Source organism: Nocardioides sp. (genome assembly GCF_050699375.1).
Lineage (GTDB): Bacteria > Actinomycetota > Actinomycetes > Propionibacteriales > Nocardioidaceae > Nocardioides.
In genome coordinates, this window is record NZ_JBOHDN010000295.1 from 1 (window position 1) to 11,459 (window position 11,459).

At 67.8% G+C, this 11,459-nt stretch carries 11 protein-coding genes and 1 tRNA gene; 8 read left to right on the forward strand and 4 right to left on the reverse strand.

Annotated elements, in window-relative coordinates:
- The first annotated feature begins 286 nt into the window (after nucleotides 1-286).
- From ACRDPS_RS21130 to ACRDPS_RS21140, 3 genes are all read left to right on the forward strand, one after another.
- Nucleotides 287-2,326, forward strand: a complete 2,040-nt coding sequence (locus ACRDPS_RS21130; protein ID WP_431503634.1) for a hypothetical protein — start codon at nucleotides 287-289, stop codon at nucleotides 2,324-2,326.
- Between the two features lie 77 nt (nucleotides 2,327-2,403).
- Nucleotides 2,404-2,477, forward strand: a tRNA-Asp gene (locus ACRDPS_RS21135).
- A 610-nt stretch (nucleotides 2,478-3,087) separates the two neighbouring features.
- Entirely contained in the window at nucleotides 3,088-3,822 is a 735-nt protein-coding gene (locus ACRDPS_RS21140; protein ID WP_431503635.1) for a hypothetical protein, read from the forward strand.
- 85 nt (nucleotides 3,823-3,907) lie between these two features.
- Here the strand turns inward: ACRDPS_RS21140 and ACRDPS_RS21145 are convergent, their stop codons facing one another.
- Nucleotides 3,908-4,936 carry a hypothetical protein gene (locus ACRDPS_RS21145; protein ID WP_431503636.1) on the reverse strand — a complete coding sequence of 343 codons (1,029 nt, stop codon included), beginning with the start codon at nucleotides 4,934-4,936 and terminating at the stop codon, nucleotides 3,908-3,910.
- 340 nt (nucleotides 4,937-5,276) lie between these two features.
- Here ACRDPS_RS21145 and ACRDPS_RS21150 point away from each other — a divergent pair, with 340 nt between their 5' ends.
- Together ACRDPS_RS21150 and ACRDPS_RS21155 are read left to right on the forward strand one after the other, a co-directional pair.
- Nucleotides 5,277-5,582 (forward strand): WhiB family transcriptional regulator, encoded by a 306-nt coding sequence (locus ACRDPS_RS21150; protein WP_431503637.1) that lies wholly within the window; start codon nucleotides 5,277-5,279, stop codon nucleotides 5,580-5,582.
- 30 nt (nucleotides 5,583-5,612) lie between these two features.
- Nucleotides 5,613-5,969, forward strand: a complete 357-nt coding sequence (locus tag ACRDPS_RS21155; protein ID WP_431503638.1) for a metallopeptidase family protein — start codon at nucleotides 5,613-5,615, stop codon at nucleotides 5,967-5,969.
- Nucleotides 5,970-5,999: 30 nt separating this feature from the next.
- Here ACRDPS_RS21155 and crcB read toward each other — a convergent pair whose 3' ends face one another.
- From crcB to ACRDPS_RS21170, 3 genes are read right to left on the reverse strand one after another with little or no spacing between them, the layout of a single operon-like run.
- Nucleotides 6,000-6,392, reverse strand: a complete 393-nt coding sequence (gene crcB / locus ACRDPS_RS21160; RefSeq protein WP_431503639.1) for a fluoride efflux transporter CrcB — start codon at nucleotides 6,390-6,392, stop codon at nucleotides 6,000-6,002.
- Complete coding sequence (locus tag ACRDPS_RS21165; RefSeq protein WP_431503640.1) at nucleotides 6,389-6,877, reverse strand: fluoride efflux transporter FluC; 489 nt, start codon at nucleotides 6,875-6,877, stop codon at nucleotides 6,389-6,391. The genes crcB and ACRDPS_RS21165 overlap by 4 nt, the downstream gene beginning before the upstream one ends.
- A gap of 37 nt (nucleotides 6,878-6,914) precedes the next feature.
- Nucleotides 6,915-7,856 carry an ATP-binding protein gene (locus tag ACRDPS_RS21170; protein WP_431503641.1) on the reverse strand — a complete coding sequence of 314 codons (942 nt, stop codon included), beginning with the start codon at nucleotides 7,854-7,856 and terminating at the stop codon, nucleotides 6,915-6,917.
- A 319-nt stretch (nucleotides 7,857-8,175) separates the two neighbouring features.
- Between ACRDPS_RS21170 and ACRDPS_RS21175 the strand changes: the two genes are divergently transcribed.
- The 3 genes from ACRDPS_RS21175 to ACRDPS_RS21185 all read left to right on the forward strand — a co-directional run.
- A complete protein-coding gene (locus ACRDPS_RS21175; protein ID WP_431503642.1) occupies nucleotides 8,176-9,618 on the forward strand; it encodes an NAD(P)/FAD-dependent oxidoreductase in 1,443 nt (480 codons plus the stop codon).
- A 163-nt stretch (nucleotides 9,619-9,781) separates the two neighbouring features.
- Nucleotides 9,782-10,612 carry an alpha/beta fold hydrolase gene (locus ACRDPS_RS21180; protein WP_431503643.1) on the forward strand — a complete coding sequence of 277 codons (831 nt, stop codon included), beginning with the start codon at nucleotides 9,782-9,784 and terminating at the stop codon, nucleotides 10,610-10,612.
- Nucleotides 10,609-11,459: metal-dependent hydrolase (locus ACRDPS_RS21185; RefSeq protein WP_431503644.1), on the forward strand; the 851-nt coding region annotated here is incomplete at its 3' end. The genes ACRDPS_RS21180 and ACRDPS_RS21185, both read left to right, overlap by 4 nt.

Here is an 11,459-nt window from a genome sequence, read left to right on the forward strand (position 1 = left end):
CAACCCCAGCAGAAGCAAGCAACGAAACTCCGCGCCACACCCGGGCCGCCGCCCCGATAATCAGCCAGGTCTTTTCTCGATGGGTCCCGGTGTCCAGGACCGCGCAGCGGCCGGCGTAGCCGGCGGGCCGGAGGCCCGTCCTTGACTCCGGGGCGCATCGAGAACACCCTCCAGAATGGGTCGGCGGCCCACACCAACCCATCGAAGCGAACGTTCCGGCAGGGAGGTCTCGACAAGCTCGACCACCGGGTGTGTGCGGGGCTCGACAGGCTCGAGGACCGGGGGTGTGGGGGTCTCGACAGGCTCGACCACCGCGGGTGTGGGGGTCTCGACAGGCTCGACCACCGGGGCCGGGGGTCTCGACAGGCTCGACCACCGGGGGCGTGGGGGTCTCGACAAGCTCGACCACCGAAGCAGTCGAGACAACCCCGACGACCGAAGACTCGCCGACCCCAAGAGCGGTCCACGCAGCCGAGACCACGGCATAGGGGAGAATCCAGGGGTGGTCTCGCTTCTCTATCTTCACGGTGTCGGCAACGGCGACCCGCGTGACGCCTGGCGGCGGGCGCTGGACAGGTCGCTGCAGGACGCTGGCTACCCGGGGCTCGACGAGGTGGAGGTGATCGCGCCGAAGTATCCCGACGTGCTGCGCACCGGCGAGAACGACAGGTCAGGCGTCGGCAGGGATGCCAAGATCCCGCCGATCACGGTTCCGAGGCTGAGCGCGGAGGAGCAGCGACACGTACGCCGCCGCGTCGAGCGTGCGACCGCTGAGCTCGAGGAGATTCTCGGGGCCCCGGTGCCGGCGTCGCCGGTGGGTGTGACCGACTCGTTCGCCCCGATCGTGCTGAGGGTGCTCCGTCAGGCCCACAACTATGTGACCAAGCCCGAGATCAGGGCACGTACGCTGCACACGGTGCTCGACGGGCTCCCCGAAGAGGGGGAGATCGTCATCGTCGGGCACAGTCTCGGCTCCATCATCGCGATCGACCTGCTCCGTCGTCTCCCGCCGAAGCTCACGGTCAGGGGGCTCGTGACGATCGGCAGCCCGGCGGCCCACCCGAACCTGCACGAGGACTCCGACCGCCTGGAGATGAAGGCGCCGCTGGACCATGTCGGGTGGTGGGTCAACGTATGGAGCAACGGCGACGCGGTGACCGGTCTGCGCGGGATCTGGCGCCACTTCCCGTGGGCTCTCGACCTGCAGGTCGGGCTCGGGCTCGACCATCGCACCACGACCTACCTCCGTGCCAGGCCGGTCGCCGATGCGATCGGGCGTGGACTTTTCGGCCCCCTCTCCAAGGAGGTCGCGACGGTCGAGGGCACCCCCGACGTCGCGCTGAACTCCCTCGAGGTGCGCCTGGCGCTCTGGCTCGCCTACGCGCAGTTCCTCCGTGACCATCTCAAGGGCGCTACCCAGGAGCGCTTCGGCGCCGCCCTGCGCGTCGTCCAGCACGAGGTCCTGGAGCGGCTGATCGAGAACTATCAGAACGATGACGTACGCATCCCCCAACAGCTCCTCGACCTGCGTGTCCCACCCACGGTTCCGCCTCTGGGCGGGCCGGGTGAGCGGAACCTGCCCAGGCCTCAACCGCTGACCCAGCTGTCCAAGGAGGAGGCTGTCCTCGCACTGGTCGCACTGGCGACCGCCAACCCGGTGCGGCCCTACGAGATCGATGTGCCCGATGACGTACGCCGCCAGGCCTTCCACGACCTGACGGTCTGGATGGGACTCGGTGGCGGGCTCGGCGAGAACCTGCACATCGCGATGCAGTCCGCCTCGAAGGCGGTCTATCCGGTCGACCAGTGGAAGCTCTGGGTCGGCATCGGGATCGGCGCCGCGGTGCTGGTCGCCGGTCCGATCGGGCTAGCCCTGGCCGCGCCGGCGGGCCTGGCCGGGGGAGCGGCGATCATCGGCGCGCTCTCTGCCTTCGGGCCCGGTGGCATGGTCGGCGGCCTGGTCACGGCCGGGGCGATCACCACCACCGGCGCCGGCACGATCGCCGCGACCCTCGTGCAGTCCTCCAGCTCTGCCGAGGACGTCGAGGTCACTGTCATCCAGCTGCTCACCTCCGCCATCCTGCGTGCGCGCGAGGGCCTCGAGCAGGACCTCGGAGTGTGGTTGGCGATGTCGGAGATCCAGCGCCAGACGGGGCGAGAGGTGGCCCGGCTCGCGGCGTACAGCGACGAGAAGTCTCCCGGCGTCGAGGCCCTGCGGCGCAAGGCGCGAGCCGCCGAGCGAGCGATGGCGTACATGGTCAAGAACCATCTCGTCGAGGGCCTCACCGACGAGGCGCCCCGGGGCGAGGAAGCCTTCGAGGAGTAGGGCACGTCCCCGATTGTGAATCCGCTCCGACCATGGGCTATGTTTTTCCTCGTTGCCGCACAGTGCGGGAACGCCAAGGCCCTGTAGCGCAGTTGGTTAGCGCGCCGCCCTGTCACGGCGGAGGTCGCGAGTTCAAGTCTCGTCAGGGTCGCCGAACGATTCGAAAGCGACGTGTGGCTGGCAAGCAGCCCACGTCGCTTCGTTCATTTCATGGCGCGCTTCGCGCGCGGCGGGGGATATCCCCCGCACCCCCTTAGCTTCACGGGGCGATGTGTCGCATGGCGCTTCGCGCGCTGCTCGGTCGAGTGGGCGGTGTTGCCGCCGGGATTGTCTCGTCCTCGGGTTATCCAGACCGCTTTTGATAGCGATTGGGAATGTTTGCGTCTCGTTTATCAATCCCTTCTTTGTTTGCCCCACATTTCACGGCTTTCGACGTCGATCTGGGGTGATTGTGGCGGGTGATTCTGGTGGGGCCGGAGGGTTGTGACGGGAGGCGGGACACGCCGCACGGTGGCGGGCGCGCGGCCCGCGGAGCGTGGGAGGGTGGAGCTCCTGCTTCGGTGGGAGTCTCGGGCCAGAGATCGCTGATCTCACCCCCGGTTCGGGCCGTTCGACCCTGTGGGATATAAGCCGATTTGACGGTAACGTGCGGGCTGCTGTGCTCTCGTGAGAGGATCCAGCATCGCTTGCGCCGGTGTCGTAGTTCGGCCTGGCACGGGGGAACGACTACAGACGTTCGGTATTCAGGAGGCAACACCACCATGTCGTCGTACTACCCGCATCGGCCGCCCCATGCGGCGAGTGCGGACGAGCTTGCGTCACGGATGCAGACGAACGGTGCCTACCGCACCCCGGCCGCTCCCGCGCAGCAGCAGCCCCCCGCTCTCGGTTGGGACCAGCGTCCGCAGCAGTCTCAGGCCCAGCCTCAGTTCCAGGAGCCGGCGATGCATCAGCCGGCTGTCATGGCTCAGACCACCGGAACTCACTGGCCGCAGTTCGTCAACAACAACCGTCTCATCGGCGCGCTCGTGGCCGGCTTCGGCGCAACCCAGCTCGCCACGATGTTCGGCTACTGGGTCTACGGGCTCGGCATCATGGACATCTCGCTGGACTTCGCGATGTTCAACGGCATGATCCTGACGCCGAATGCGACGGCCAACGAGGCCGGCTTCGCGTCGATGCAGTGGTGGTCGGGTATGGGTTTCCACTACCTGAACGGCATGGTCTTTTCGCTCGTTTACGCGCTGATCCTCTTCCCGTGGCTCGGCAAGACCCACACCACCGCGAGCAACCTCGCCCGGTCGCTCGGTATGGGCCTGTTCCTCGCCACCGCCTCCTGCGGTTGGTGGATTCCGGCTCTGCACCCGGAGTCGATGACCGGCATGGACCCGGGGTTCTTCACGATCAACTACGGCGTGGGCACAGTGGTCGCCGTCTACCTGTGGCACATCGTCTGGTCGCTTGCCCTGGGCCTCCTCTTCAACCCGCAGGACTGATACGACCCGCAGACATACGACGAGACCCAGCCGAACGGCTGGGGCTCTCGTCGTATGTCTATGAAGAAGATCTGTACGCAGCGACCTACTGATCCGGCCAGGCGTCGTAGACCTGCCCACCGTTGGTGGTCAAGTGGTTGTGCAGCTGCTCGCCCACGGCAGGGTCACGCATCGTACGCAGCACGAGGCGGCGCTGGTCGGTGGGATTGGCGGTGGGCGGACCCTGGGTCAGCGCCATCGTCTCGGTGACCCGGTCGGCCAGCAGTCGCAGGTGGCTGCGCTCGCCGCCGGCATAGATGACGTGGACGTGCTCCAGCGGGGAGGCCCACATGATGTTGCCCTCGACGACGATCAGGCGAGACGCGGTGGCCATCACCTTCATCTCGACGTCGGTCATGTTCTGGATCATGTCGGCGCCGGTCAGGATCGACTCGCCCTCGTGCAGGAACGCGGGCAGCGCCTGGGGGAGGTTGGCCTCGACGATCGCGGCCTCCTCGCGTGCCCGCTGTGGCCCGGGCTGGCTGCCGTAGGGCGCGTTGCCGACGGCACGGTAGGCCCCGGTGTTGGGCGCCTGCCCGTAGGAGCCGGTGTTGGTTCCGTACGGACCCTGGTTCGGGTAGTAGGAGCCCGGGTTCGGGTAGGAGCCGGGCGCCGGTGCGACGCCATAGGGGCTCGGGTTGCCGCGGCCCTGGCCGTTGCCGGCGTTGAACTCCCCGCCCCAGTTGACGTCGACGTTCAGCTGTGCGCCCGCGGCTCGCGCGGCGTAGTCGAGGGTCGGGAAGAAGTCGTGGAAGGCATCCTTGTCGCGGATCTTCATCGTGGTGGAGTAGGACGACCCGGGCACGAGGGCCTCGATGATGAAGTCGCCCAGGCTCGGCTGAGGGGGGACACCGATGAAGGTGACCACCGCCAGGTTGACGGAGAAGACCCGCTCGTGGAACTCGAACATCACCCGACGGTCCGTCAGGAAGGCGTGCCCCGAGGCATTCCCCTCGTGGGGGAACTTGACGGAGACCCGCGCCCACTGGACCTCGCCAGGCTGAAGCAGAGACTTCACCAGCAGCCAGTCGCGGGTCTCGGACGCGATGGCTCGGCTGTTGCGATCATGCGCCATCCTCCGGTGGAAATCCTCCACAGGTCGGTGGCCCACGGTGATGGACGCCGAGGCCCTTTTCATTGAGCGCATGGTGGCAAACCCTAGCCCTTCCTCCCCTTAGTGTGGACCGTTTGTACCAGCAGGGTCGCCATGTCGTGGAATCCCCTGAGGTAAGGCGACATCTCAACTCTGCGCGACCGATCCAAGCCCCTGCCGACTGACAGAAAACTGACAGGCTGACCGACCAACCTCTTCGGTGGGTATCTCTGACGACGGAGACCAGCGAGGGGATGGGGCTGTGATGAGTGGATCGCCTGTGGCGACGGAAAGACCTGGATCCGACAGGGCGGATTCCGGCGTGCACTGGAGCGAGCTGCCGTGCGCGATCGAGGACGGAGACCTGTGGTTCGCCGCGACCAGCGCGGACGCCGACCGGGCCAAAGCGCTGTGCCGTACGTGTCCGCTGCAGCGCTCCTGCCTGCAGGGCGCGATCACCCGGCAGGAGCCGCACGGCGTGTGGGGAGGCGAGGTCTTCTACGAAGGCATCGTCGTCGCCCGCAAGCGCACCCGCGGCCGCCCGCGCAACGGCGAGCTCCGTCAGCGGGACCTGGAGCGCGAGGCTCGCGCGAACTTGCGGAAAAATACTTCGGATGCGGTTGCCTAGAATTATCTGTCACCCGGCAGAATAGAGCCTGTGGGGATTGAGATAAGCCCAGAGCGCTTCGACGCCCTGGTGGACCAGGCGCTCGACGCCATTCCGGACGAGCTTGCCGCCCAGGTGAACAACCTCGTCGTGCTCGTCGAGGAGTGGCCGCCCGAGAGCGAACCGCAGGACACCCTCGGCCTCTACGACGGCGTCGCGCTCACCGACCGCAACGACATCTACGGGATCACCCTGCCGGACCGGATCTTCGTCTTCCGACAACCCCTTCAGCAGATGTGCGAGGACGAGAGCGACCTGGCCGCCGAGATCCGCATCACCGTCGTCCACGAGATCGCCCACCACTTCGGCATCGACGACGAAAAGCTCCACCAGCTCGGCTGGGCCTGAGCGGCTCCGGGCTCGTACCCGCCGCCCGGCCTAGAGCGTGGACCCGACCGCCCAGCCCGCACCGACCGCGGCCAGCCCGACCGCGAGCGACCCGGCGACGTTCAGCGCGGCCGACCGCCACTGGCCGTTCTCGGCCAGGCGGACGGTCTCGTAGGAGAAGGTCGAGAAGGTGGTCAGCGCCCCGCAGAACCCGGTGCCGGCCAGGGTGAGAACCCACCCAGGAAGTACGCCGCCCGCGGCCGCCCCGGCCAGCAGCCCGAGCACCAACGACCCGACGGCGTTGACCGCCATCGTCCCCCAGGGGAAGTCCACCCGGGCGCCGTCCCGAGCCTGTCGAAGGGTCCACTCGCGGACGTAGAGGTCGGTCAGATAGCGCACCGGCGCGCCGATCGCGCCGCCGAGCAGGACCAACAGCACACTCATCGGTCGTCTCCTCGCGCCGGACCGGGATCGAGGTCGGGATCGAGGTCGGGATCGATCCCGCCGACCATCACCTCGCGCCCACTGTCGAGCACGATCACCCGACCGATCGTCAGCCCGAGCCAGGCCGCGGCGACCCCGGCGACCACCGAGACGATCAGGTAGGCCAACGCGAGCAATCCTCCGGTGGTCGAGCCGGTCGAGACCAGGGCGTACGTCTCGAGCTCGTAGGTCGAGAAGGTGGTGTAGCCGCCGAGCACGCCGACCCCCAGGAAAGGTCGGAGGTAGCGCGTGCGTGACCACGGGCCCAGGACGAGCGCCATCAGGACGCCGATCAGCAGGCAGCCGGAGATGTTGGCGATGAATGTCGCCCACGGCCATTCACCCGAGCCGTACGGCAGGATGGTCGCGATGCCCCAACGGGCCAGCGAGCCCAGTGCTCCACCGGCGGCGATGGGGGCGAGCAGGTCGCCATGCTCACGCAGCACCCGGACAGCGTACGGGGCCGGCTTCTCGCAGACGTCGCTAGCGAAGCCCGGTCATCTGGCTCGTGCTCCACCTGGTCGGGCGGCCGCCGGCCGCCTGGTTGAGGTATTCGCCGAGGAACCAGCGCTGGAAGGCGACCTGCTCGGGCGTCCGGGCCAGGACGAGCAGCCGCTCCTGGCGGCAGAACTCGTCGATGAGGTCGAGCATGTCGATGAAGCGACGCACCGTGTCGGCGGCGGAGCGAGGCATGCGTACGTGCAGGTCGGCGGTCTCCCGCTGACCGTTCGAGGCGGTCCCGATCACGCCGGAGAGCTGGCCGTGACCGAGGCCGTCGAGGAGTTGGCGCTCCAGCGCTCCGAACAGGGCCGAGAGACTGGCGGCGAGAGGGTAGGCGTCGGCGTGCGCGAGCGATAGGAGGCGCACCTCTCGCCTCAGCTCCCGGAAGTGGTGCTCGAAGCCCTTGTAGAGAGCGAGGGGTACGCCGAGGATGCTGACCTCGACTGTCTCCGACCCGAGGCGCTCCGGCTTCGGAGGCGCTCCGGCCGGCCCGGTGATCACCCCCTCGACCCCGTCCCCCTCGTCGATCTCGGCGGCGGGCGTGAACCAGACGGTCTTGCCGGCCACGTCGAGGTCGGCACCCCAGGCCTCCGAGACGCTGGCCACGATCGAGAGGCCGCGACCGACGGTCAGGAGCACCTCGTCCTCGTCGTCGAGCGCCAGCGGGACCGGGAGCAACGGCGGCTCGGGCGAGGCGTCGCGGATCTCGACGCGGGGGTGGTCGACGGTGCCGCGGAGCCGGATCGTCACCGGGGCGTCGCCATGGAAGAGCGCGTTGGAGACCAGCTCGGAGACGCCCAGCTCGGCGCTGTCGACGAGGTCCGTACGCTCGATCTCCTCGCACACGGACCGGACCCAGTTGCGGGCATCTTGGACGGCGCGGGAATCGGGTCGGAGCAGGAGCGCTGGCCGACTCAGCGGCATGGTCTCCTCCTCTGCTCTTGCGGCTCGGCATTCATACGATGGCGTTGTGTGCCGTTCGTTGCAAGAATTTTCAGCACTTGAAGGTCTCTGATCCAGCCCCTGCACCACTAGGGCACAAGGTCCCTGTCGCCTGACAGATTAGGCTTTATCGGTTTCGAGTGGGTAACGGACACGCAGGGTGGAGGGGCTGTCGGCCGGGGTCCGGCGAGTGTGACGAAGTAGTCGCTCCCTGGAATGAACAGATCCGTCGGGATGGTTCAGAATGGGAGTGGAACGTTCAAACGGTTCTCTTGTTCTGAAGCAGCGGAGGGTTTAGGCAATGTCAGCGGACCAGGCAAAGCACCGGGTCGTCATCATCGGTTCGGGTTTCGGCGGGCTCTTCTCCGCCAAGGAGTTCAAGGGCCGAGACGACGTCGAGGTCACCTTGATCGCGAAGACGACCCATCACCTGTTCCAGCCGCTGCTCTACCAGGTGGCGACCGGGATCCTCTCGCAGGGCGAGATCGCCCCGCCGACCCGTGACATCCTGCACCGGCAGAAGAACGCCAGGGTGCTGCTGGGCGAGGTCAACGCGATCGATGCCGAGGCCAAGACGGTGCGGGCGAGCATCCTCAACCAGGAGATCAGCGTTCCGTACGACTCGCTGATCGTCGCCGCGGGCGCGGGACAGTCCTACTTCGGCAACGACCACTTCGCCGAGTTCGCGCCCGGCATGAAGTCGATCGACGACGCGCTCGAGCTGCGCGGCCGCATCTTCGGCGCCTTCGAGATCGCCGAGCTGACCGCCTCGCGCGGTGAGCCCGTCGGCGACCTGCTCACCTTCGTCGTCGTGGGTGCCGGTCCGACCGGCGTGGAGATGGCCGGCCAGATCGCCGAGCTGTCCCGCCGAGTGCTGAAGAAGGACTTCACCCACATCCAGTCCGAGAAGGCCCGGATCGTGCTCATCGACGCCGCGCCGCAGGTGCTGCCGCCGTTCGGCGAGAAGCTCGGCGTCAAGGCGGAGACGGCGCTCGGGAAGGCTGGTGTCGAGGTCATCCTCGGTGCGATGGTCACCCACGTCGACGAGTTCGGCATCGAGATGAAGTTCAAGGACGGCAAGACCCAGCGGATCGGGTCGATCGCGAAGATCTGGGCCGCCGGCGTCTCGGCCTCCGAGCTGGGCAAGACCCTCTCCGAGCAGACCGGTGCCGAGCTCGACCGGGCCGGCCGGATCGCGGTCAACCCCGACCTGACCCTGCCGGGCCACCCGGAGATCTTCGTGGTCGGCGACATGATCAGCCTCGACCACCTGCCCGGTGTCGCCCAGGTCGCGATCCAGGGCGGGAAGCACTCGGCCAAGATCATCAAGGCGCGCCTGAAGAACAAGCCGGAGCCGGGCGACTTCAAATACTTCGACAAGGGCTCGATGGCCACCATCAGCCGCTTCAACGCCGTCCTCAGCATGGGCAGCTTCAAGCTCTCGGGCATCCTCGCCTGGTTCGGCTGGCTGGTGGTGCACCTGGCCTACATGACCGGGTTCCGCAACCGGCTCACCGCGACCCTGCACTGGATGATGTCGTTCATCGGCAAGGACCGCTCCGAGCGGACCACCACCATGCAGCAGATCTTCGCTCGCGAGGCGCTCGAACGCGTCCCGGGCGGCATGGCCGCGCTGATCGACGACCCGACCGACGTCGCCGCTCAGGTGGAGGCCCGGCGCAAGGAGCTGGAGGAGCACGCGGCCGAGGAGTCGCGTCTGGCCGACTCCCGCAGCGCCTCCTAGGAGTTTCGGTTCCCTACCGACCCGCCTCAGACCATCGTCGTCTGTGGCGGGTCGGTGCTTTTCCGTGTCCGGAGGGGCCCGTCTCCGGCCCGTGCTTGCTATTGTTTGCGGACACGGTGTCTCATTAAACCTGTCAGGGATGCCTTGCGACGTAGGAGGATGCGTGAACGAGCGACTGGTCGAGACGACCGACGGGCTGAGGCTCGCGGTCTATGAGCAAGGGCCGGCCGACGCCGGGACCGTGGTGCTCATCCACGGCTACCCCGACAACCACTCGGTGTGGGACGGGGTGGCCGAGGTGCTGGCCGAGCGTTTCCATGTCGTCTCCTATGACGTACGCGGCACGGGGGAGTCCGGCGTACCCGACTCGACCGCCGGCTACCGCCTGGCGCAGCTCTCGGAGGACTTCACGGCGGTCATCGACGCCGTCTCCCCGGAGGCGCCTGTGCATGTCGCCGCCCACGACTGGGGCTCGATCCAGACCTGGGAGTCGGTGACCGCCCCGGCCCTGAGCAGCCGGATCGCTTCGTACACCTCGATCTCGGGGCCCGATCTGGGGATGGCGACGGCGTGGCTGCGTGAGCGCGGGCACACCGGGAGCACGCTGCGGCAGCTGGCCCACTCCTGGTACGTCTTCGCCTTCCAGCTGCCGCTGCTCCCGGAGGCGATGGTGCGCTCGGGACTGCTCAGCCGGTTCGTCGGTGGCGGGCCGCGTCCGGTCAAGGACCAGGTCAACGGGGTCGAGCTCTACCGCGCCAACTTCCTCGGCAAGCTGGTCCGCCCGGAACCGCGGCCGACCGACGTGCCTGTGCAGGTGCTCGCCCCACGCGACGACGCCTATGTGACGGTGCCGCTGCAGACCGAGGCCCCGCGGGCGTACGCGTCGTCGCTGGTCACCCGGGTCATCGAAGGTGGACACTGGGTGGTAGCGACGGAGCCAGAGCAGGTCGCCGGCGAGATCGCGGCCTTCATCGAGAAGGTGGGTGTGCTGTGAGCGGGACGAGCAAGGCGAGCAAGCGAGGGCACGAGCCGGCCAAGGTCGCCCTGCACCCGCGCAACGTGAAGTTCGACTGGAGCCGGCTGCCGCTGGTGTGGATCCCGGGTGAGGTCTTCGCCTCCCACTACGTCAGCGTGCTCCACCTGTTGCTGCCCGAGGGCGAACGGTGGTTCGTGAAGGTCTTCTCCGAGATCCTGCCGCTGATCGAGGACGACCAGCTGCGCGAGGACGTGATCGGCTTCATCGGCCAGGAGGGCGTGCACGCCGCCGCCCATCAGGAGGTGCAGGACTACTTCAACGACAACGGCCTCGACGTCCGTCCTTTCGCGGCCGAGATCGAGGCACTCTTCCGCAAGATTCTCGGCGACCGCGACCTGACCGGCAGGGCCAAGGAGGAGTGGCTGATCGAGCGCGCCGCGATCATCGCCGGCCTCGAGCACCTCACCGCCGTGCTCGGCAACTGGGTGCTCAACTCGCCGGCACTCGACGAGAAGGGTGCCGACGAGACGATGCTGGACCTGCTGCGCTGGCACGGTGCGGAGGAGGTCGAGCACCGCAACGTGGCCTACGACGTCTTCCAGCACGTCGACGGGCGCTACCTGCGCCGGGTCCGCAGCTACACGCTCGGCGGGCTCGCGCTGCTCGTGCTGTGGTGGAGGGGCGCGCACTACCTGATGGACCACGACCCGACCCCGCTCGATCCGGCGCGGCCGGACCAGGGCAAGCGGCCGAGGGCCGGGCTGATCAAGCTGATCGATGCCGAGCGGCGTGGGCTGGTGCCCGGGGTCGTACGCATCGGGTGGGCCACCTGGAAGTTCTTCCTGCCCAACTATGACCCCTCGAA